21 protein-coding genes and 1 tRNA gene are annotated in these 21,495 nt (G+C 70.9%); 12 read left to right on the forward strand and 10 right to left on the reverse strand.

Features of this window, described 5'->3' with window-relative positions; all coding sequences use genetic code 11:
- Positions 1-5 precede the first annotated feature (5 nt).
- Entirely contained in the window at positions 6-869 is an 864-nt protein-coding gene (locus ACA514_RS36570; protein ID WP_375045944.1) for an SAM-dependent methyltransferase, read from the reverse strand.
- Positions 870-934: 65 nt separating this feature from the next.
- On the opposite strand from ACA514_RS36570, the gene ACA514_RS36575 reads away from it, so the two are divergent.
- From ACA514_RS36575 to ACA514_RS36585, 3 genes are all read left to right on the forward strand, one after another.
- Positions 935-2,116: a cytochrome P450 gene (locus tag ACA514_RS36575; RefSeq protein WP_375045861.1), complete on the forward strand. Its 1,182-nt coding sequence runs from the start codon at positions 935-937 to the stop codon at positions 2,114-2,116.
- A 442-nt stretch (positions 2,117-2,558) separates the two neighbouring features.
- Positions 2,559-3,392 (forward strand): nuclease-related domain-containing protein, encoded by an 834-nt coding sequence (locus tag ACA514_RS36580; protein ID WP_375045862.1) that lies wholly within the window; start codon positions 2,559-2,561, stop codon positions 3,390-3,392.
- A gap of 515 nt (positions 3,393-3,907) precedes the next feature.
- Entirely contained in the window at positions 3,908-5,191 is a 1,284-nt protein-coding gene (locus tag ACA514_RS36585) for a DUF222 domain-containing protein (RefSeq protein ID WP_375045863.1), read from the forward strand.
- Between the two features lie 161 nt (positions 5,192-5,352).
- Here ACA514_RS36585 and ACA514_RS36590 read toward each other — a convergent pair whose 3' ends face one another.
- Positions 5,353-6,138, reverse strand: a complete 786-nt coding sequence (locus tag ACA514_RS36590) for a class I SAM-dependent methyltransferase (RefSeq protein WP_375045864.1) — start codon at positions 6,136-6,138, stop codon at positions 5,353-5,355.
- 1,190 nt (positions 6,139-7,328) lie between these two features.
- Here ACA514_RS36590 and ACA514_RS36595 point away from each other — a divergent pair.
- From ACA514_RS36595 to ACA514_RS36605, 3 genes are all read left to right on the forward strand, one after another.
- Positions 7,329-7,451, forward strand: coding sequence for a hypothetical protein (locus ACA514_RS36595; RefSeq protein WP_375045865.1), 123 nt, complete (start codon positions 7,329-7,331; stop codon positions 7,449-7,451).
- Positions 7,448-7,978, forward strand: a complete 531-nt coding sequence (locus ACA514_RS36600; protein WP_375045866.1) for a hypothetical protein — start codon at positions 7,448-7,450, stop codon at positions 7,976-7,978. The genes ACA514_RS36595 and ACA514_RS36600 overlap by 4 nt, the downstream gene beginning before the upstream one ends.
- Positions 7,979-8,067: 89 nt before the next feature.
- Complete coding sequence (locus ACA514_RS36605) at positions 8,068-8,415, forward strand: VOC family protein (RefSeq protein ID WP_375045867.1); 348 nt, start codon at positions 8,068-8,070, stop codon at positions 8,413-8,415.
- An 8-nt stretch (positions 8,416-8,423) separates the two neighbouring features.
- On the opposite strand, the gene ACA514_RS36610 is transcribed toward ACA514_RS36605, so the two are convergent.
- On the reverse strand, positions 8,424-8,975 hold the full coding sequence (locus ACA514_RS36610) for a CGNR zinc finger domain-containing protein (protein ID WP_375045868.1): 552 nt from the start codon (positions 8,973-8,975) through the stop codon (positions 8,424-8,426).
- Positions 8,976-9,060: 85 nt separating this feature from the next.
- Between ACA514_RS36610 and ACA514_RS36615 the strand changes: the two genes are divergently transcribed.
- Entirely contained in the window at positions 9,061-9,936 is an 876-nt protein-coding gene (locus tag ACA514_RS36615) for an alpha/beta fold hydrolase (protein ID WP_375045869.1), read from the forward strand.
- 15 nt (positions 9,937-9,951) lie between these two features.
- On the opposite strand, the gene ACA514_RS36620 is transcribed toward ACA514_RS36615, so the two are convergent.
- Together ACA514_RS36620 and ACA514_RS36625 are read right to left on the reverse strand one after the other, a co-directional pair.
- Positions 9,952-10,782 (reverse strand): oxygenase MpaB family protein, encoded by an 831-nt coding sequence (locus ACA514_RS36620; protein WP_375045870.1) that lies wholly within the window; start codon positions 10,780-10,782, stop codon positions 9,952-9,954.
- A 104-nt stretch (positions 10,783-10,886) separates the two neighbouring features.
- Positions 10,887-11,618 (reverse strand): isocitrate lyase/phosphoenolpyruvate mutase family protein, encoded by a 732-nt coding sequence (locus tag ACA514_RS36625; protein WP_375045871.1) that lies wholly within the window; start codon positions 11,616-11,618, stop codon positions 10,887-10,889.
- Between the two features lie 160 nt (positions 11,619-11,778).
- Here ACA514_RS36625 and ACA514_RS36630 point away from each other — a divergent pair, with 160 nt between their 5' ends.
- Both ACA514_RS36630 and ACA514_RS36635 read left to right on the forward strand, forming a co-directional pair.
- The gene (locus ACA514_RS36630; RefSeq protein WP_375045872.1) at positions 11,779-12,807 is read left to right on the forward strand and encodes an alpha/beta hydrolase-fold protein; all 1,029 of its coding nucleotides are present in this window, start codon (positions 11,779-11,781) and stop codon (positions 12,805-12,807) included.
- 477 nt (positions 12,808-13,284) lie between these two features.
- On the forward strand, positions 13,285-13,503 hold the full coding sequence (locus ACA514_RS36635) for a DUF2277 domain-containing protein (RefSeq protein WP_375045873.1): 219 nt from the start codon (positions 13,285-13,287) through the stop codon (positions 13,501-13,503).
- A 43-nt stretch (positions 13,504-13,546) separates the two neighbouring features.
- Here ACA514_RS36635 and ACA514_RS36640 read toward each other — a convergent pair whose 3' ends face one another.
- Complete coding sequence (locus ACA514_RS36640) at positions 13,547-14,158, reverse strand: hypothetical protein (RefSeq protein WP_375045874.1); 612 nt, start codon at positions 14,156-14,158, stop codon at positions 13,547-13,549.
- A gap of 107 nt (positions 14,159-14,265) precedes the next feature.
- Positions 14,266-15,285: an aspartate-semialdehyde dehydrogenase gene (locus ACA514_RS36645; RefSeq protein WP_375045875.1), complete on the reverse strand. Its 1,020-nt coding sequence runs from the start codon at positions 15,283-15,285 to the stop codon at positions 14,266-14,268.
- A gap of 260 nt (positions 15,286-15,545) precedes the next feature.
- On the opposite strand from ACA514_RS36645, the gene ACA514_RS36650 reads away from it, so the two are divergent.
- Positions 15,546-15,863, forward strand: coding sequence for a PspC domain-containing protein (locus ACA514_RS36650; RefSeq protein ID WP_375045876.1), 318 nt, complete (start codon positions 15,546-15,548; stop codon positions 15,861-15,863).
- A 27-nt stretch (positions 15,864-15,890) separates the two neighbouring features.
- Here the strand turns inward: ACA514_RS36650 and ACA514_RS36655 are convergent, their stop codons facing one another.
- Positions 15,891-17,225, reverse strand: coding sequence for an MFS transporter (locus ACA514_RS36655; RefSeq protein ID WP_375045877.1), 1,335 nt, complete (start codon positions 17,223-17,225; stop codon positions 15,891-15,893).
- Positions 17,226-17,337: 112 nt separating this feature from the next.
- Complete coding sequence (locus ACA514_RS36660; RefSeq protein ID WP_344277575.1) at positions 17,338-17,679, reverse strand: metallopeptidase family protein; 342 nt, start codon at positions 17,677-17,679, stop codon at positions 17,338-17,340.
- 31 nt (positions 17,680-17,710) lie between these two features.
- Between ACA514_RS36660 and ACA514_RS36665 the strand changes: the two genes are divergently transcribed.
- Together ACA514_RS36665 and ACA514_RS36670 are read left to right on the forward strand one after the other, a co-directional pair.
- Positions 17,711-19,417, forward strand: coding sequence for a metallophosphoesterase (locus tag ACA514_RS36665; RefSeq protein ID WP_375045878.1), 1,707 nt, complete (start codon positions 17,711-17,713; stop codon positions 19,415-19,417).
- Between the two features lie 72 nt (positions 19,418-19,489).
- A tRNA-Glu gene (locus tag ACA514_RS36670) sits at positions 19,490-19,565 on the forward strand.
- On the opposite strand, the gene ACA514_RS36675 is transcribed toward ACA514_RS36670, so the two are convergent.
- The gene (locus tag ACA514_RS36675) at positions 19,525-21,411 is read right to left on the reverse strand and encodes a recombinase family protein (RefSeq protein ID WP_375045945.1); all 1,887 of its coding nucleotides are present in this window, start codon (positions 21,409-21,411) and stop codon (positions 19,525-19,527) included. The genes ACA514_RS36670 and ACA514_RS36675 overlap by 41 nt on opposite strands.
- Positions 21,412-21,495: the final 84 nt, after the last annotated feature.

The raw sequence follows: 21,495 nt of genomic DNA on the forward strand, positions 1-21,495 counted from the left end.
CCAGGTCAGGGGACGCGGGCCACCGCGCACAGCATCGAGACGTCTTCGATCGCCGGACGGTCCTCCGCCCGCTGCTCCGGACGCCATTCCACGACCGAGCCGACACCCGGCGGCAGCAGTTCGAGGCCGTCGAAGAAGCGCGCGAACTCGTCGCGGCTGCGCAGCCGGAACGGCACCCCGCTCCGCTCGTTCGCCTCCACATTCACGGCGTACTCCTCCGGCGTGAGGTAATCGCCGGTCGCATGCGTCATCACCAGATGGCTGCCCGGCGGAAGCGCGCCGAGCAGCCGCCGGACGATCCCGTACGGGTCGTGGTCGTCGGTGATGAAATGCATCGTCGCGACCAGCATCAGCGCGACCGGCCGGGACAGGTCCAGGGTCCGCCGCAGGTCGGGGTCGGCGAGGATCTTCTCCGGGTCGCGCAGGTCCGCGTCGATGTAGGCCGTCCGCCCCCGCGGCTCGCCCGTCAGCAGCGCGCGGGCGTGCACCAGGACGATCGGATCGTTGTCGACATAGACGATCCGCGCCGACGGGTCGATCGCCTGCGCGATCTCGTGCACGTTCCCGGCCGTCGGCAGTCCCGTGCCGATGTCGAGGAACTGCCCGATCCCCGCCTCCCCCGCCAGGTGGCCGACCACCCGGCGCATGAACGCGCGGTTCTCCCGGGCGGCCAGGCTCACCGTGGGAAACGCCGACGCGACCATCTCCGCCGATTCCCGGTCGACCGCGAAATTGTCCTTGCCGCCGAGCCAGTAGTTGTACCGGCGGGACGGATGCGCCTTCGTCGGGTCGATGCCCGGCGGAACTCGCTCGGTGTCCAGGGCGGCCTCGCTTCGTCGTCCGCCGCGAAACCGCGACGGAAGTGAAATGCCAGGACACCATTATGCGTGGCAGGATCGGTCCATCGCGCATCGGCTACCCGGGAAGGCACACGGTGGAACCCCTCTACAGCCCCTTCGACTTCGCGATTCAGGAAAACCCCTACCCGGTGTACGCGGAACTGCGCGAAAAGTCACCGGTCCACCGCAACGAAACGGACGATTTCTGGGCGCTGTCCCGGCATGACGACGTGCTGTCCGCACTCCGCGACTCCGCGCGCTTCTCCAGCCGGAACGGACTGCGCATCGAACCGGCGTTCTGGGGCCCCCAGGCGGAGAAGTTCTTCTCCTTCGTCGCCATGGACCCGCCCAAGCACACCCGGATGCGCGGCCTCGTCTCGCGCGCCTTCACCCAGCGCCGCGTCCAGGAACTGGAACCCCGCATCCGCGAGATCGCCCGCGACTGCGTCCGGCCCCATCTCGACGGCGACGCCTTCGACCTGATGACCGACTTCGCCGGCCGCTTCCCCACCGACGTCATCTCCGAACTGGTCGGCGTCCCCGAGGCCGACCGCGGCATGGTCCGCGACCTCGGCATGGCGATCATGTACCGCGGCGAGGAGGGCGACGACCTGCCGCCCGAAGCTTTGCAGGCCATCGGCGCCCTCGTCGGCTACTACACCGACCTGACCATCGAGCGCGCGAAGGAGCGCCGCGGCGACCTGCTGTCCGGGCTGCTGGACGCCGCCGACGGCGACGACCGCCTCACCCCCGAGGAGATCGTCGGCGTGCTCATCCTGCTCGTCGGCGCCGGCATCGAGACCACCATGCTGACGCTCGGCAACGCCTGGCACGCCGCCTGGCTGCACCCCGCCGAGCGCGCCCGCGCCTTCGGCGGCCGCATCGACGACTGGATCGAGGAGACCCTCCGCTGGGACCCGACCTCCCAGGTCCTCGCCCGCACCACCACCGAGGACGTCGAACTGCACGGCGTCGAGATCCCCGCGGACGCGAAGGTCCTCCTGCTCACCGGCGCAGCCAACCGCGACCCCTCGGTCTTCCCCGACCCGGACCGCTTCGACCTCGACCGCGACACCGGCCCGTCGCTGGCCTTCGGCAACGGCCGCCACCACTGCCTCGGTGCGAACCTCGGCCGCCTCGAAGCCCGCATCGCCCTGGAGGAGGTCACCGCCGTCGTCGCCGACTACGAGATCGACGAGGACGGCGCGCAGCGCATCCACTCCTCCAACGACCGCGGCTTCGCCTCCCTCCCCACCCGCATCACCGCCCGCCGCTGACCCGCCCCGCGGCCCCGCCGGCGGTCGACGTCCTCCACCTCGGACGCGGTCACACCGGCATTCCGGGCGACCCGCGCACGCACCTCCAGCACGGCGTCCGTGGGCAGCCTCGCCGGCCCGGCCACCTCGTCGTCCGCGAGGAGCAGCGCGGCATCGTCCGGACGCCCCCGCCGCCCCGACAGGGCCTGGGCATAACTCGCGCTGACGGCCCGCAGGTACTCGGTGTAGACGCCCCTTTTGACGTCCGCCAACGAGTCCCTTCGCGTCCATTTCCGCTCCCGCGCCGCCTGCCAATGCTGCATGGCCCCGGTAACGAGGACACCGAGCAGAGTCCCCAAAACAACAGTGCGGCGGGCCGATACCGATTCTCCGCCAACCCGCAAGGGCCGTCACCGTGACATAGGCTGCCAAGATCTGTCAGAGATCACATTAGGGGACCATCGTGGACGACCTCGAAGCGAAGGCCTGGCGCCGTTACGGTCACCTGCGGATCTACGTGTCGCGCGGCAAGCAGAAGGTCGGCTGGTATGACGTCCGCACGGGCCGCCACGAGCTCGACCTCCCCGAACTCGCGGCGCCGTTCTGGGACGCCGTCCGCACCGAATGCCGCAACCTCAACGAACCCCCACCAGCCCTACCCGCGCCGCCCGTCACCGCCGAACCAGACGGCGACCTGACGCTCAACCGGGCCGGCGCCGCCGCACAGGCCCGCGCCGACGAGCTGCGCAACTGGCGGACGCGGCTCGCCGCGATGTTCGGCGTCCGCACGGACTCCCGGAACTTCGCGGTAGGCGCGAAGGCCGAACGGACCGTGGGCGCCAAGCTCGACAAATGGGCACGCAAACACGGCTGGCACGTCCTCCACGCCGTTCCCGTGGGACGCAACGGCGCCGACATCGACCACGTACTGATCGGACCGTTCGGCGTCATCACCGTCAACACCAAGAGCACACGCGCAAAGGTCTGGGTCGCGGAGAACGGCATGATGGTCGGCGCCACCAAGGTCGACTACCTGCGCAATTCACGCCACGAGGCCAAGCGCGCGCGAGCACTACTCACCGATGCCTGCGGACGCCATGTCCCGGTGCACGCGGTCGTCGTGTTCGTAGGCGCAAAAGGCTTCACCGTCCGGAACGGCGGCCCAAAAGACGTCACCGTCCTACCCGACGTGAAGGCGCTCCACCGCTGGCTACGCCGCCGCGGCCGCGTACTCACCCCGGAGCAGGTCGCGAACGTCCACGCCGCGGCCCAACGCCCGAAAACTTGGCGAACCTGAGCGATCATCGTCAATGGGGCCTGCTCTTGCGGAAGCCGGCGCCGGGTCGAATCCTCGTGGTACGGAGACCTTCTCACCCCATCCTGTCGACTCCTGTCGGCGCGGGGTGGATGGCTGTTTGCTGAGGGGTGTTCAGACGTTCGGAGTGGAGTGTTCGTCTGTTAGTCAGAAGGGTGTTCGGGTGGTGGGGTGGCGCTGCGTACGGGGCCGCCTCTCAAAAGTCAAGGGCGCCTTCGGCGTCGCTTCGCGATGGACTTCGTCCACCCTTGACTTTCGAGCCTCTGCGGCCCCTAAGGCAGCGCAAACGGGCAGGCTCCGCCTGCCCCGCCCGGACGCGCCACCCCACCACCCACCCACGTACGCGTGCTCGCAAATCCCCACAAAATGGCATTCCCCGGGCCCCGTAGAGGATGATCAGTATCCCGAAGGTATACCTAGCCATACCTTTTCCTGGAAGGTCAAATTAAGGGTCCGTCGAGCCGATATTTGTCGGCCACGTAGGGTATGCTTTACCTATGCAATCAGTGACGGTCGACCTTGAGGTCGCGTCCACCATGCAATTGGTGGACGCGGTCTCGGCGATCGCCGCTGAACTCGCCGCTCGGGAAGCCCCGGAATCGGCGGCAGCGTGTCTGGAACTCACCGAGGCTCTGGCCGCTGCGGCCGATATGCAGGAAAGCGCACTGGCTGGTTTCATTCGCCGCGTCGACGTGGCCGGGGAGCAGAAGCGGTGGGGATATCCCTCGACGCGGGCGTGGCTACGGTCGCGGTTGGGGATGCGGGAGAACCGCACCACCGAACGCCTCATCCTCGCCCGCCAACGGCACCGCCTCCCGAAAGTCGCCGAACGCCTCGCCGCCGGGGAGCTGTCCTACGGCTACGCGGCCACGGTCGCGCAGAGCGTGGCCAGGCTGGAAGACACCGACTGCGCCGAAGCCGAGACCACCCTGCTGGGGCTGGTCGACCAAGGGTTCTCGGCGGCGAAGGTGGGGGTGTTCGGCCGCCGCATCTGCGATGTGATCGCCGAACGCGACGGCACCGAGGCCGCACCCGGCGAGGACGCCAAGCGCGGGTACGCCAAGTCCTGGATCACCAGCACCGGTTCGCTGGATGGTGGCCGTTACATCAAGGGCTGGTTGAACGCCGAGGACGCCGCGATCTGGGACGGCACGCTTGCCCCGCTGGCCAAGCCGGCCGGGCCCGAGGACCACCGTGACATGGGTGAGCGGACGGCGGCGGCGTTGTCCAGTGTGCTGTCGGGTGGGCACAAGGCCACCAAGGTCACCGTCATCTGCGACCTCGAGACCTTGACCGGCGGCAACGCCCCCGCCCGCCTCACCGACGGCACCCCGATCCCCGCCGCCCAAGCCCGCCGCATCGCCCTCACGGCCGGAGTCTCACCGCTGATCCTCGGGCGAGGGCACACGCCGCTGTACCTCGGCTACCGGGAGCGGTTCGCCAGCGCCGCCCAACGCCAAGTCCTCGAAACCCTGTACCCGACCTGTGCAGTACGGGAATGCGAGATCCCCGGGACGCTGTGCGAGGTCGACCACGTCAACGGCTGGGCCCTGGGAAACAGCCCCACCGACATCGACCAGCTCACCCTCACGTGCGGGTGGCACAACCGCTTCAAACACACCAGCCCAGATCAGATCGGGATCGGCAAAGATCCCGACGGGCGATACGTCTACCGGTTGCTACCACCACCGGGCGCCCGATCAAGATCCAGACCCCGGACGGGTAGCGGGCCACCGGGGACGATCGGCCCACCCGACACCACCGCCACCTGGGCCGCGTAACCCACCCCACCCTCACGCCAACGGTTCGCCCGAATCCCACCCCGGATCTCGGGCGAACCGGCATGCCCGTTGCCCGTTGCATCGGCTACCCCTCGGCCGCAGCCAGCTCAGGTCAGGCGGAGCAGAACGAGACCGGGCCCGAGAGAGACCGATGCGCCGGATCAGGCGGCGACTTTGAGGCGGAAGTTCAGGTCGGTCGTACTGGCGGTGGCTGGGGCTCCGTGAGCGTCGGTGACCGCAGTGACGGTCAGCCCCGCGGCCGCAGCAAGTGCCTGAAATTCAGACCTTGAATACCAGTGCAGGATCCACGGACGCTCCACCACGGAACGGCTGGCGCCATGGTGGCGCTCGTAGCGCAACAGCGTGGATTGGGTCCGCGCGGCCTCATCGCGGTCCTCGGCAAGTACGGACACTCGAAGCTCGGCGCCATCAGGGCCGACCGCCGTGCGTGCCCGGCCGATCTCCTCGGGACGCATCGGCGAAGGGACAAAGAGAGGAACCAGCGCTGCGCCGTTCTCGGCAAGGTGAGTGCGGATGCCGCGCAGCGTCGCCAGTGCGGCAGCGTCGTCGGGAAGCAGGGTGAAGGTCGGTCCCGCCAGGAAGATCGCCTGGTAGCGACGGGGCAGGTTCGGTGACTCCATTCGCTGGTGAAAGACGGTCGCCGCGATCCCGTACTCGCAGGCCCGGCGGCCGAGACGCTCCAGCATGTCAGCGGAGGAGTCGACGCCGTCAATATCCAGGCCGCGTCGGCGCAGCTCAAGCAAGGGATCGCCATCCCCGCACCCCAACTCCAATGCCGGGGCCCCAGCCTCCTCGATGAAGGCCGCATACTGCTCCAGCTCTGGAGAGAAAGCCTTCAGCGGTCCGTAAATCTCCGCGACGATGCCCGTGTAGAAGTCGGCAGGGTCAAAGTCCGTCGCTCTAGGCAGACGCTCTTCCTGAGTCATCTCGCTCCGCGTTGGCTCTTTGTCTCGATGACGGCACGGCGCATTATCCGGTGTCCCGCCGCCCGGCGTCGTCCGCTGGTTCGGGGGCGGTGGGGTGGCGCGACCGGGCGGGGCAGGCGGAGCCTGCCCCTTAAGCGCTGCCTCAGGGGCCGCAGAGGCTCCAAAGTCAAGGGTGGACGAAGTCCATCGCGAAGCGACGCCGAAGGCGCCCTTGACTTTGGAGGGGCGGCCCCGTACGCCAGCGCCACCCCACCGCACGAACACCCTTTCCACCTCGTCCCGAACACCCTTACGGCCGGACGCTCCACGGCCGATACCGCCCGTCCGATCACCCATCTGCGCCTGCCGACCCTCCGGCACGAGACGCCGCTCCCGTCCACGCACCGAACACCACTTTCCGACTCACCAAGCAACCTCCAGCCGCCTTCCGCCCTCACAGCGCGGGCTTAGAGGTGATGAGCGCCTCGGTGCAGCGGGATTGCCCGCCGCCATGACAGTGCCTGCTAGCACGGCGCCGGCCGGGCATGCTCGGGCGAATGCGCGGCCGTGGATTCCGTCGTGCGCCGAGTCGCAGGCGTGGGCGTATGTTCCCTCGATGAAGCCGATCAGGTAGGTGCCGAGACCGTCATGGTGTCGGCGCCGAGGACGTCCGGGGCGTCATTACCGGTTGCCTGGTCGCGTCCTCCTGGTCATCGCCATGCGGGTGCTCCTCATCGGATGCTCCTGATCAAGCTGATGATCCTGGCCGTCGTGCGGGTGTACCGATGGCCCTTGGTCACGAAGATGCGCCTGGTCTGCGGTGAGCGTGAGCATCGGGCGGGCCCGGGCCTGGCGGCGGTGGGCAGGGTCGTGGCGTGGCCTTTCGTGCGCGCCCGCGTGGGCGGGCCGGACGGCGTCATCGTCAACGGCCACTGGACGCCCTGGGATCAGGTGAACCGGCTCGCCTTCAGCGGGCCGTCCGTCCCCGGTAGGACGGTCAGGAGTGAAGTGACGGTCGTCCGGACGGACGGCAGGACCGCCGGGGCGGTCCGGCTCGACTCCGGGGTCTCGTCGAGGCGGGCATCGCGTCCCGCCGCTGACGAGCACTGCGCCGGCCCGTCCGGACGGGGGAGGCGGATGGCCCGCTCGGGGGAGGCGGGCGCGGCGGGGTGGGCGCGAGTGTGGGGGCATCGCGAGAACGGGAGGCTGCGATGTCCCGGAAAGCCAGGATCAAGGTCGCGGTGGTCGCCGTGCTCACCGCACTCATCGCCGGGGCCATGCTGGCCACCGGGTCCGGTGAGCCCGCCGCTCACGCGCTCGGGGCGCTGCGGTGACCGCCGTCGAGACGCGCAGGGCGGGCGCGGGGATGCGGGGGCCGGTGCCGCGTTGGGCCGACTGGGCGGCGCAGGCGACGATGTGGTGCGCGGTTCCGGCCGGGATCTGGCGGATCCTGTTCGCTCTGGGCCTGCCCGCGGGTTTCACCGGGTCGCAGGACCCGGCGAACGGCCCGTGGTTCATGCTGCTGTACGTGATCGCGCTGACGGCCGCGTCCGAGACGTTCGCCTTCCTCAGCCTCGGTCTGGTCCGGCCTTGGGGCGAGGTGTGGCCGCGTTGGGTGCCGGTCCTGCGGGGCCGGCCGATCCGCCCGCTCGCCGCGATCGTCCCGGCGTCTCTCGGGTCGGTCGCGCTGATGCTGCTGTGGACGCCGCTGGCCTTCGGGTTCGGCGGCGACGATCCGGAGATGCCGCACGGCGCCAAGGCCGCCATCCTCTACGCCTGCTACCTGCCGCTGGTCGCCTGGGGTCCGCTGCTTGCCGCCGTCACGGCCGCCTATGCGGTCCGCCGCCACCGCCACGGCTGACCGGCGACACGGCTCCCATTCGTCCAAGACCGTCGCGCCGCGGACGCATAGCGTCGTCGTCGAGAACACGTCTTCCCTGGAGCAGTTCAATGACCGTTCGCCGTGTCGTGCCCAATGTCCATTCTGAGGCCGTTGAGGAGAACCGCGAGTTCTACGGCCTGCTCGGCTTCGAGGAGGTCATGAACCACGGCTGGATCATGACGCTCGCCTCCCCGGCGGAGGAGAAGGCGCAGATCAGCTTCATGTCCGCGGACAGGACGGCGCCCGTCAACCCGGACGTCAGCGTGGAGGTGGACGACGTCGACGCGGCCTACGCGGCCATGCGCGAGCGCGGCGCGGAGATCGTCCATCCGCTTCAGGACGAGGAGTGGGGGGTGCGGCGGTTCTTCGTCCGCGACCCCGACGGTCGTGTTATCAACGTCCTCGCCCACCGCTGACCGGGGGATCAGCCGGGCTTGTGGCGCTGGTAGTGGCGGGCGACGCGGACGCGGTTGCCGCAGCGGGCGGCCGAGCACCAGCGGCGGCGCGGGTGGGCGGGCAGGAACAGCAGGACGCAGTCGTCGGCGGCGCACTGCCGGATCCGGGTGACCGCCGGGTCGGCGAGGAGGTCGGCGGCGGCCTCGGCGAGCGATGCGGCCAGCCGCGCTCCGGCCGGGCCGGAACGGCGGCGTGCGGCGGCGACCGCCGAGCCGTCCCAGGTCAGCTCGGTGATGGCGGGTGCGGCGCGCTGGAGGTCGTTGAGCGCGGCCAGGTCGGCGGTGTCCGGGCGTTCGCCGTGCCGGGCGCGCTCGACCGCGTTCGCCGCATGCTCCCGCACGAGGTGTACGGGACGTACGTCGTGTATGTCGGGTGAAGCGGCGTCCGGGAGCCGACCGGCCTGGAGATCGAGCCAACCGTGCAGGTCGTCTGGGGTGGCGAGCAGGTCACCGGCGGCCGTGCGGGTGTTGATCAAGTCCAGGGCGAGGGGCTCTCCGGTCAGCGGGACGAGATCGCTCATGCTTCTAATGCTACATCGCGGCATTGACACGTTAGAACACCGGCGGCTATAACTAACGCATCTTCAGCCATGAAAGGCGTTAGCCATGACGTTCCCCTCCGTCGCCCGGACGGCTCACCGGTACCTGGACGTCGACGGCGCCCGCGTCTTCTACCGGGAGTCGATCCCCGACCGCGCCGACGCGCCCGTCCTGCTGCTCCTGCACGGATTCCCGTCCGCGTCGCACCAGTTCCGCCGCCTCATCGACGTCCTGGGCGCCCGCTACCGGCTGATCGCCCCCGACTATCCCGGCTTCGGGCACACCGAGGCCCCGGACGGTTTCGCCTACTCCTTCGACCGGCTCGCCGACGTCACCGAGGGCTTCGTGCGGGGGCTCGGCCTGACCCGGTTCGCCCTGTACGTCTTCGACTTCGGCGCGCCGGTCGGCTTCCGGCTCGCCGAGCGCCACCCCGAGTGGATCGCCGGCCTGATCGTCCAGAACGGCAACGCCTACGAGGACGGCCTGTCGGACGGCGCGCGCGACTTCATCGCGCTGCGCCCCGGCCGGGACGGCGCCGAGGACACGATCCGCGGCCTGCTCACGCTCCAGGGCACGCGCGGCCAGTACGAGTCCGGCGTCGCCGACACCGCCGCGGTCGCGCCGGACGGCTGGACGCTCGACCAGCACTTCCTCGACCTGCCCGGACGCAAGGAGGCCCAGGTCGCGCTGGCGTTCGACTACCACTCCAACGTCGAGCGCTATCCGGCCTGGCAGGCGTGGCTGCGCGAGCACACCCCGCCCACACTGATCGTCTGGGGCGCGAACGACCCGTTCTTCCCGGCGCCCGGCGCGCACGCCTACCTGCGCGACGTCCCGGACGCCGAGCTCCACGTCTTCGACACCGGGCACTTCGCCCTGGAGGACCACCTGCCGGAGATCGCGCCGCTCGTCGCGTCCTTCCTCGACCGCATGCGCCCGTGACGGCCGTGACGGCCGTCAGACGATCGGGCGGCTCTTCCTGATGCGCCGCCTGACGTCCCACAGGTAGACGTTGAAGGGGAACGCGCGGAGGGGACGGGGCATGGCGCGGTTGGTGCGCGCGAGCAGCCGGGCGAACCGGTCGAAGCGGGCCTGGTCGCGCCGGGTCCAGGAGTAACCGAGCTCGTCGCGGAAGGGTTCCGGCAGGAAGCCGAGGGTGAGGAAGCGGTGCAGCCGGCCGAGCGTCCAGCGCACGGGCGCCGGGAAGAAGCGCAGCTCGGTGAGATCGCGGAGGTAGCCGCGGGTGACGTCGTCCATCTCGATCTTCTTGAGGGACTCGGTCCAGTACTCCTCGAAGGCGGCGCGGTCGGCGGGCCACATGTCCTCGGTCATCTGGAGGGTGGTGCCGAAGCGGGCGCCGTGCCGGTAGAGGGCGTCGACCTGCTCGGGGGCCGGGTCGCCGTAGAGCATCGTGTAGATCATCTCGGTGCCCCAGTAGAGGCACGCGGCGACCCACAGCTGGAGGTCGCGGTCGAAGGCGTTGTAGGCGACGGGTTCCTTCGCGCGGACGTGCTTGTGGGCGCCGTTGACCTCGCGGCGCATGGCGAGGCGTTCGTCCTCGGTGCCGAGCATCGCGACGGCGATGTAGCTGAGGGTGGTGCGCGCGCGCTTGATGGGGTGCTTGTCGACGCGGCCGCTGTCCACGGTGCTCTCGGCGACGCCGTGCCCGACGGGCAGGCGGGAGAGCTGCATGACGACGTTCGCGGCGGCGGCGGACAGGGCCATGCCGGAGATCGCGTCGAAGACTACCTTCGGGGCGCGCTCCGAGGACGTGGCGGTCGCGGTCATCCGGGCCTCACTCCTGGTACAGAGAAGCGATTTCCGTACCACTGTGCCATCAGTAAGCAAGCACTTGCAAGGGCGCCCGGCGTCCCGGACGCCCCGGCAGGCGATCAGGCGTACGGATCCTCACTGCGCAGGACGCGTCCCGCGAACTCCTTCAGCGAGTCCAGGGCGCGCAGGTAGGGCATCGGCCCGAACGACACCCGGGCGGCGCCCGCCGCGGCCAGGCCCGCGAGCGACGTCCCCGGGAAGCCGTTCGCGTTCACCGGGCCCGGGATGCCCTCGACCAGCGCCGCGACCGTGTCCGGCGGCGCGGTGATCGGGTAGACGCAGTCCGCGCCCGCCTCGATGTAGAGCCGGCCGCGGGCGATCGCGGCGTCCACCGGGTCCGGCACGCCGGCGATGAACGTGTCGGCGCGCGCGTTGATCACCAGGGCGTCGCCCGCGGCGGCGCGGACCGCCGCGAGGTACTCGGCCTGCTTCTCCGGCTCCGCCAGCGTGCCCGCGTAGGTGTCCTCCAGGTTGCAGCCGGCGGCGCCGATCGCCAGCAGCCGCTCCACCAGCTCCGCCGCCGGCAGCCCGTACCCGGCCTCGGCGTCCACCGTCACCGGGACGGACGCGGCGCGGACCACCCGGCCGGCGGCGGCGAACATCTCCTCCACCGGCGCGCCCTCGTGGTCGGGATAGCCCAGCATCGCGGAGATCGCCGCGCTGGCGGTCGCCAGCGCGGGGTACCCCGCCTCCTCGACGATCTTGGCGCTCGCGGCGTCCCACACGTTCGGCAGCAGCAGCGGGTCGCCGGGCCGGTGCAGATCGCGCAGGCGAGCGGCGTTCTCGGTCATCTCGTCTCCTTCCGTCAGGAGGTGGACCGGATCGGCGGGCGTTCTGTGACACCTGCCCGCACGACATCCTCCCGCACATGGCGGGATGCGGTCACGCGGGAGGCGGGGGGCTGGGTTAGCGTCGAGATGATCGAGTGGCCCGTGACACGAGGGAGTGCGCATGCTGCCGTGGTCCGCCGAATTCGCCGGACGCCTTGAGGAGCACGTCGTCAGCAGCGAGCTGCTGCGCGGCAACCCGCTGAAGGACCCGCACGAACGCCCGCTGCTGGTGTACGTCCCGCCGGGCTACGACGACGAGCCGGAGCGGCGCTACCCGACCGTCTACGTGATCACCGGCTTCACCGGGCATGTCGGGATATGGCGGAACAGGATGCCGTACCGGCAGCCGTTCCCCGAGACCGCCGACGCCGTCTTCGCCTCCGGCGAGACCCCGCCCGCGATCGTCGTCTTCGTGGACGCCTGGACGGCGCACGGCGGCAGCCAGTACGTCGACTCGCCCGGTACCGGCAAGTACCACTCCTACATCTGCGACGAGGTCGTCCCGTGGGTCGACGCCCGCTACCGGACGCTGGACGCCCCGGAGCACCGGGCCATCAGCGGCAAGTCCAGCGGCGGCTACGGCGCGATGATCACGCCGATGCTCCGCCCCGACCTGTTCGGCGCGCTCGCCACGCACGCCGGCGACGCCCTGTTCGAGTACTGCTACCTGCCCGAATTCCCCAAGTGCGTCCGGCACCTGCGCAAGTACGGCGGCGACATCGCGCGCTGGTGGGACGACTTCAACGCGCGGGTCTCGTTCACCAAGCCCGAGGACATGGAGCTGCTGAACATCCTCGGCATGGCCGTCTGCTACTCGGCGCGGGACGACGGCACGCCGGAGCTCCCGTTCGACCCGGTCACCGGTGTGCTCCGCACGGACGTCTGGAACCGCTGGCTCGCCTGGGACCCGGTGCGCATGGTGCCGGACCACGCCGACGCGATGCGCGCGCAGCGCGCCATCTGGATCGACGGCGGCACCCGCGACGAGTGGTTCCTGGACGTGGGCGCCGAGGCGTTCCACGGCGCGCTGCTGGACGCCGGGGTGTCCGCGGACGCGATCCACTTCGAGCTGTTCGACGCCGGGCACGGCGGCATCGACTACCGCTACCCGCTCGCGCTCGCCTGGCTATGCGAGCGCATCGCGCCCTGACGGCGACCGGCTCCGCGGATGGCGTGCCCGGCGACCGGCCGGTCCCGCCGTTCGCGCCGCCCGCGCCGTTCGCGCTGCTCGGACGGCCTTTTCAGTGATTTCAGCGGGGCCGTTCACCGGGATTGAAAATCCAGTGCGCGGTGGATTCGTTGACACCGGCGGGCCGCCGACACGACGCTTTGGGCAGTCCACCGAGAACGTCCCCGCGGCCCCCCACCGCGTGCCTTCTGGACAGGACGCTCGCGGATGCGGCCGTCCCCGCCCGGCCGTATCCGCGCCTGCGGTGGCGCGGCCGGCCGACCGCGCCGGGCCGGCCGCCGGCGGACCGCACGGGACGGGATCTCGGCCCGTCCCGTGCGGCCCGCCGCCTCACGGGGACCCGCCCCCCGCCGGGCCCCGGCGCCCCCGCCTCTGCTGGGCGCCGGGGCCCCACGCACGTCCGGCGGGACTGTCGGTGCCGCGGGTCACAATGGAGGCATGTGCCGCAGCATCAAGACGCTCCGCCCGCCGTTCTCCGAGGACGTCACCGACCAGGACGTCCGGGCCGCAGCGCTCCAGTACGTCCGCAAGGTCTCCGGGTTCCGCACCCCGGCGGCCCACAACGCGGAGGCCTTCGACCGCGCCGTCGAAGAGATCGCCCGCTCCACCGCCGCCCTGCTCGACTCCCTGGAGGTCAGAGGCCGCCGCGCCGGTTGACCGCGCCGGTCGGCCGCGCCGGGGTGCGGTCACCGTGCGCCGGTCAGTTGTGGCAGTTCTGGCCGGCGAGGTCGAGCGCGAGGGACGTGACGCGGCCGTCCTTGAGCAGGAGGCTGTAGACGGCGTGCGGGTTGCCCGGGACGGGCGCCGACGAGCCGTTCACGCCGGTGGCCAGCCTCGGGTAGGCGTGCTTGACCTGCGCGAGCGTGGAGCCCACGCCGATCCCCTGCGGGGTGCGCATCCCGCCGACGGCGAAGATCGTCGTGATGCCGAGGCGGGCGGAGTAGTAGACGCCGGCCGAGCCCTTCGGGGTGCGGTGCGTCCGCAGGTCGTAGCCGTCGCAGCCGCCGGCCCGGCCGCGCACCTTGCCGACGAGCAGCCCGCTGCCGCGCAGCCGGGCGGCCTTCATGCCGAGCCGGAGCGCGCCGTACCCGAGCGGGCCGAGGGTGGCGGCGCCGGGCGGGGCGGTCGTCTTGCGCGGCGCCGTCCGCCGCCCGCCGCCGCCGAGGTCCGGGGTGCTGGTCGCGCCGATCGCCGGCGCCGACACCGCGGCGGTCCCCGCGCCCTTGACGTCCCCGCCGCCTCCGCCGCCGCAGGCCGCCAGCAGCAGCGCTCCCCCCGCCGCCCCCGCGGTCATGATCATAAAACGCCTCATCCGGGCTCCCCCACGAACAGACGATCACGTGCCGGCAGTCAGACGGGGCCGGCACGTGATCGGTTCAATTCGCCCGGATTTGCCGGAGTTATCCGGCTTTACTCGCGCTACTCGGCGGCGACCAGCTCGGCGATCTGGACGGCGTTGAGCGCGGCGCCCTTGCGCAGGTTGTCGCCCGAGCAGAACAGCGCGAGCCCGTTGTCCACGGTCTCGTCGCGGCGGATCCGGCCGACGTAGGTCGGGTCCTGGCCGGCGGCCTGCAGCGGCGTCGGGACGTCCGCCAGCACCACGCCGGGCGCGCCCGACAGCAACTCGCTCGCCCGCTCCGGCCCGATCGGGCGCTCGAACCGGGCGTTGATCTGCAGCGAGTGCCCGGTGAACACCGGCACCCGCACGCAGGTGCCCGACACCTTCAGGTCCGGGATCTCCAGGATCTTGCGGCTCTCGTTGCGGAGCTTCTGCTCCTCGTCGGTCTCGGCGAGGCCGTCGTCCACGATCGAGCCGGCCATCGGCAGCACGTTGAACGCGATGGGCCGCACGTACACCTGCGGGTCCGGGAACTCGACCGCCGCGCCGTCGTGGGTGAGCCGGTCGGCGTTCTCGACGACCTTGCGCGCCTGCTCGTGCAGCTCCGACACGCCCGCGAGGCCGCTGCCCGACACCGCCTGGTACGTCGACACGACCAGCGCGGCCAGCCCGGCCTCGGCGTGCAGCGGCCGCAGCACCGGCATCGCCGCCATCGTCGTGCAGTTCGGGTTCGCGATGATCCCCTTGGGACGGTCCGTCGCGGCGTGCGGGTTGACCTCCGCGACCACCAGCGGGACGTCCGGGTCCATCCGCCAGGCCGACGAGTTGTCGATCACGACGGCGCCCGCGGCGACGACCTTCGGCGCCAGCTCCTTCGACGAGCCCTTCCCCGCGGAGAACAGCACGATGTCGAGGCCCGCGTAGTCGGCGGCCGCCGCGTCCTCGACGGTGATCTCGGTGTCGCCCCAGGGCAGCTTCCGCCCGGCCGACCGGGCCGAGGCGAACAGCCGCAGCTCGTCCACCGGGAATCCGCGTTCCGCCAGGATGCGAAGCATCACGCCCCCGACCTGGCCGGTGGCCCCGACGATCCCGATCCTCATGCCGCTCCCTCTGCTCGTCCTGCTCTGCCCGTGCGTCCGTCCCGCTACCTGGGCCGACGAGTCTGCCGAGGGCCGGTCTGGGACGTCCAGCGATTAACCCTTCACACCGACTTTAAGCGGCGCTCAAGAGACGCGGTAATGCGGCCGACGAGCCCGCGGCTGCGGGGATCCCCCCGGGGACCGCCTCAGGGGCGCGGGTCAGGGACGAATCAGGGCGGTTCCGGATGTCGCGTTCCCCCGTGTATGGGCATCATCGAGGCATGGACATGAACAAGGGCACCACCGAACGGCGGCTCCGCCGCACCCGCGACGGGCGGATGCTCGCCGGCGTCTGCTCCGGCGCCGCCGAGTTCCTCGGCGTCGAGGCCAACGTCGTCCGGCTCGTGCTGGCCGTCTTCACCGTGTTCGGCGGGGCGGGCATCGCGCTCTACGCGATCGCCTGGCTGCTGATCCCCGAGGAGGGCGCCGCGACGTCCGTCGCCGAGGACCTGTTCAAGAAGGCCCAGGACAACCCGAACGTGCAGGACGCGGTCCAGCGCACCAAGGACGCCGTCAACAAGAACCGCACCCACGCCTGATCGGCCGCCGTCAGGGCGCGGGGGCGGTCAGGGCGCGGGGGCGGAGCGGCGGATGCCGGGCAGGTCGTCGTCGCGGGACGCGGGGACCTCGACGGGCCCGGCCCGGTCGTTCATGGTGGTGATGACGCCGGCGCGGACCTGGTTCCAGGACAGCGACAGCATCGCGGCGACCGACAGCCCCATGACGCCCGCGAGGGCCACCACCGTCTCGGGGCCGAGGACCTGCGTCGCGGCGCCGCCGACCAGGATGCCGATGCCCTGGCCGGCGAGGATGCCGGACTGGGCGAGGCCGAACGCCTGGCCCCGGCCGGCCGGCGGCACGGCCGCGACGAACGCCGCGTTGGCCGCGAGCTGGTACGCGCTGCCCATGCCGGCCATCGCCCACAGGACGACCACGCCCCACAGCGGCGGATGCACGCCCGCGCCGACCAGCGGCAGGCAGGCGGCCATCGACATCCACCCCATCAGCCGCAGCCGGTTCGTCGGGCGGACGAACCGGCTGAACAGGAACGCCCCGAGCACCATGCCGGTCGGCATCGCCGACATCAGCACCCCGACCGTCACCGCGCTGTCGTCGAACGTCGCCGCGTACGGGGCCGCGAGCCCCTCCGGGACGACGTAGAACGCGCACAGCCACGCGAACGACACCAGCGACCGCAGCACCGGGTCGCCGAACACCAGGCGCGCCCCGTCCCGCGTCCCGCGCCACAGCCCGAGCGACTCGCGCTCCCGGCGCTTCGGCGCGGCGCGCGGCCGCAGCCCGCCCACCAGGATCACCGCCGACATGCCGAACGTCAGCGCGTCGATGGCGAGCGCCTCGTAGGCCCCGACCACCGCGACGACCGCGCCGCCGGCCAGGAACCCGAGCATCTGCGCGCCCTGGTGGGTCATGTTGTTGATCGCCGACCCCGCCACGTACCGGTCGCCCTCCAGGACGTCCGGCAGCACGGCGGCGCGCGCGGCGGTGAACGGGGTGCCCAGCAGCACGGTCGCGAAGACGAGCAGGCACAGCCCCGCGAACGGCATCGCCACCAGCGCCATCAGGGCGACCAGGCACGCCCGCAGCACGTCGCAGACGATCATCACCGTGCGGCGCGGGAACAGGTCGGCCAGCCCGGACAGCACCGGCCCGCCCACGATCGGCGGCAGGTACGTCAGCGCGTAGGTGACGGCGGTCAGCAGCGCGGAGCTGGTGCGGTGGTACACCAGCACGGCCAGCGCCACCTGCGCCAGCTGATCCCCGACGAACGACAGCGCCTGCGCCAGCCAGAGGGCGCGGAACTCACCCACCGCGAACACCTCGCGGTAGGTCGCCTGCTCCTCCGCCGGACGCCGGTGCCGGCCGGTCTGCCTTCCCGCCACGCGCGCTCCAGTTCGGCTCGTCCAGGGTTGGACGACCCTCCTATTAACTCACGCTGCGTGGCAGTTATGTGACCTACCGTGCCCAAATATTGAAACGCGTTGCCGGTCGGGCTCAATACCCCAGCTCGTGGAGCCGGCGGTCATCGATCCCGAAATGATGCGCGATCTCGTGAATCACGGTGATCCGCACCTCCGCCACGACGTCGTCCTCGGTGTCGCAGATCCGGAGGATCTCCCGGCGATAGATCGAAATGTGATCGGGCAGGACGGCCCCGTACCAGTCGCCGCGCTCGGTGAGGGGTACGCCTTGGTAAAGGCCCAGCAGGCCGCGCTCGGGTGCGTCATCCTCGACCACGATGACGACGTTGCGCATGTGCGCGGTCAGCTCGGCCGGGATGGTGTCGAGGGCCTCCCCGACCAGCTCCTCGAACGCCTCCCGCGACATCTCGATCACACTGCCATTCTGCTCGACGGAAGGATGATCGTTGCCTCCCCGGCCGACCGATCTCGCCGCCCGGCTCCGCACCCTCGCCGCCCGCCTTCCCCCTGCCGCGTCCGCCCGGCTCACCGCCCTCGCCGCCCGGTTCCCCCGCGCCGCGTCCGCCGCCCGCCGCGCCCGCACCGGCGCGGGCCGGGCCGGCGCCGCCGGGGCCCGCGCGGCCCGCAGCCGCTGGGCGCGCGTCGCGCTCACCCTCGTCATCGGCCTCGCCGGCGGCTACGTCGGCCTCCTCGTCGGCGGACGCACCGTCACGCCCGTCGGGCCCGCGAACGTCCAGTTCGTCCTGCATCCGTCCCTGCACGGCGGCACCACCCTCGAACTCCCGCCGCTCGGCGCCGTCCACCTCGACACCCACGCGGGCCCGGTCTCGGTCGAGGCCCACCTCACCGACGTCCGCCCCGACCAGGTGCAGCAGCTCATCGAGGACGACTCGGCGCTCGACCGCCTCACCGACAAGATCGCGGACCAGATCCGGCACGGCGTGACCGTCCTGCTCGTCCGCGCCGCCGTCCTCGCCCTGGTCTTCGCGTTCGCCGCCGCCCTGCTCCTGTTCCGCTCGTGGCGGCGCGCCCTCGCCTCCCTCGGCTTCTCCGCCGCCGGCGTCCTCGCCGTCGCCCTCGTCGCCTGGACGACCTTCGACCCGCAGTCCGTCGCCGAGCCCCGCTACACCGGCCTGCTCGCGAACGCGCCGCAGGTCGTCGGCAACGCCGAGAACGTCTTCACCCGCTTCTCGCACTACCGCGCCCAGATCGCCCGCCTCGTCGGCAACGCCTCCAAGCTGTACGCGGCGACCTCCAGCCTCCCCACCTACGAGCCGGACCCGTCCACCATCCGCGTCCTGCACGTCTCCGACATCCACCTCAACCCGACCGCCTGGAACGTGATCAAATCGGTCAGCACCCAGTTCCAGGCCGACTTCGTCATCGACACCGGCGACCTCATGGACCACGGCAGCAAGCCCGAGGACAGGTTCGCCGACTCGATCTCCGGCCTGAAGATCCCCTACGTCTACGTCCGCGGCAACCACGACTCGGCGAGCACCCAGAAGGCCGTCGCCCGGCAGAAGAACGCCATCGTCCTGGACGACCGGACCCGCGAGGTGCAGGGCCTGCGGGTCTACGGCGTCGGCGACCCCCGCTTCACCCCCGACAAGAGCACCCGCGACGACTTCGTCGGCTCCGACCAGGTCCGCGCGGAGGGCGACGTCCTCGCCGACCGGCTCCGCAAAACCGGCACCACGCCCGACATCGTCCTCACCCACGACCCCGCCGAAGGCGAGGCCTTTTCCGGCCTGACCCCGTTGATCCTGTCCGGCCACCTGCACGCCCGCCAGACGAAGCTCCTGCCCACCGGCACCCGCCTGTTCGTCCAGGGCTCCACCGGCGGCGCCGGCCTGCGCGGCCTGGAACACGAGCAGCCCACCCCCATCGAGCTGTCCGTCCTCTACTTCAACCGGGCCTCCCACCGCCTCCAGGGCTGGGACGACCTGCAGCTCGGCGGCCTCGGCCTCACCTCCGCCAAGATCGAGCGCCACCTGGAACCCGACCCCGACCGCGCCGTCGAGCCGCAGCCCCCGGCCACCGCCCCGCCCGTGTCCCCGTCCTCCCCGTTCCCCTCGACGTTCCCCTCCGACTGGCCGTCCCGGAGCCCGTCCCCTACCTCGACCGCCACTCCCACCCGCGAACGGGGGTAACCGTTTGCGCACCGCCCCGCCATGTCCTCTACACTTGACCGGGTCGAGTGGCAATGTTCTCCGCCACACCGGGCCCCCTTCGTCTAGCGGCCTAGGACGCCGCCCTTTCAAGGCGGTAGCGCCGGTTCGAATCCGGTAGGGGGTACCACGCGCATGGCTGCAAGATCATCATCCGGTCCGCCGCCGTCCCCCATGATCGCCGCTTTCGCGGCGCGTAGTTGCGTGTCCGCCGTTTCGGGCGTGATCGTGACCTGGACGTCGACCTGGTTGCCCTGCTTGTCATGACGCATCTGGACAGCGAACGCGTCCAACAAGCGCCGCAGAGTCGGCTCAGGTAGCAGGTCGAGATCGACTGTCCCGGTCGGGCAGTGGTCCAGCAGCTCGGGACACGGTGCCACCGGAGTCGCGTCCCGTAGTTCGCGCAGCGTGGTCTGTTTGGCCTCCAGGTCCGCGCCGATGCGTGTGGTGCGTTCGTTGATGGAGTTGACGAAGACGGGCGTGGGTTCGTCGGCGGCCTCCAAAGAGTCGAGGACGCGTTCCTTGCGGCGCTTCAGCTCCGCGATCTGTCGCTCGACCGTCACCAGGTGTTCCCGGTGTTCGTGGAGATGGGTGTCATCGAGCCGGGCGAGCAGGGTGCGCAGGCGTTCACGGCGGTGGGGTCCGAAGACCTCACGGTTGAAGAACTCGGTCAGGCCCGCCATGAGGGGTTCCTCACGGACCCAGATGCTCGCCGGGTGCCCTTCGGGGCGGTAGGCACGAGCGGGACGGCAGATGTAGTAGGTCCGGCCCCGGCTTTCCTTACCGAACATCCGTCGCCCGCACAGTCCGCAGGTCATGTAGGAGCGGAGCGCGTAGGAGCGACGGGTGGCGGTGTGCGCGGTGTTGGGCCCCGGGCGGCTGCGTGAACCCTCCCGGTCACGGGCGACCTTCTGGGCGTCAGTGAAGGTTTCGACGCTCACCAGGTCGGGATGGGTGGGTGCGCTGGACCAGATCCACGCCTCGGGAGGATTGTTGCGGCCTCCCGCCGAGGTGGTGGCCTTGCGGTTCCACACCATGTAGCCGGTGTACTTGGGATTGGTCAGCACCTCCCGGACCGAGGAGTAGGTCCACTTGCCCACACTGCGGTGCTTGGCGGTGGCGACCGGCGGCGGGTACCGATCCAGATCGCAGTTGAGCCGGTCGGCGATGGCCTGATAGCCGTGACGCTCAGTGACACGGATCTCGAAAATGGTCTGCACTACCGGGCCGCGCACCGGGTCGGGAGCCAGGACGTGCTTGGTGGCTCCCTGCTCGCGGCGGGGGGCGACCGGGTGAGGGACCTTGTGCGCCAGATATCCGTACGGAGGCCGTCCGACGTTGAAGCCTTGCTCGGTGTGGACTTCGAACCCGCCCCAGGCTTTCTCCAGCATCTCCAGGACGTACCACTCGGCCACGCCCTGCTTCACCCGACGCGTGAGCACCTGGGAGGAGCGTTTCCCGTTCAGGGTGATCGGTTCGTCGGACGCCCACAGCGGGATGCCGACCTTCTCCAGGGTGTTCTCGATCTGGGTGCCGACGTAGGTTCGCCGTGCGATCCGGTCGACCGACTCGCAGATCACCGCGTCAAACCGCCGATCGGCCTGGGCCGCTTCCGACAGCAGGTCTTGAATGCCGCCGTCGCGCGGAACCGGAATGTTGAACCGCTCGTGCCCGCGTCCGAACCCGCGGGCGGCGAGGTCCTTGCGTCCGGACTCGATGTCGTAGAAGTGCGCGACGATCACCGCGCGTCCCGGAAGGGATGTGTGCAGGGCGGTCTGGCTGTTGGCGAGTTGACGCGGAAGCGACAGTGTCGGGTCCTGCTTGTCTTCGGTCGAGGTCCGGCCCGCGAACGCGACCTTGAGCGGACCGTCCAGCCGAAATCCTCCGCCGGGTCCGGTCAGTCCTGCGGATCGGCTGCTATGGGTTCCTCGGGTGAAGACGTCGAGCGGGATCGGGCTGTGTGTCTGGTCCGCCATTGCAGTACCTCCTTGATCGCCAGTGCCTGGGCCCGAGTGAGTTGCTTCTGGACCGGCGGAGGGGCAATGAGCATCCGCCAGACC

Origin of the sequence: Actinomadura sp. NTSP31 (assembly GCF_041951385.1) — a bacterium.
GTDB classification, from domain to species: domain Bacteria; phylum Actinomycetota; class Actinomycetes; order Streptosporangiales; family Streptosporangiaceae; genus Spirillospora; species Spirillospora napierensis.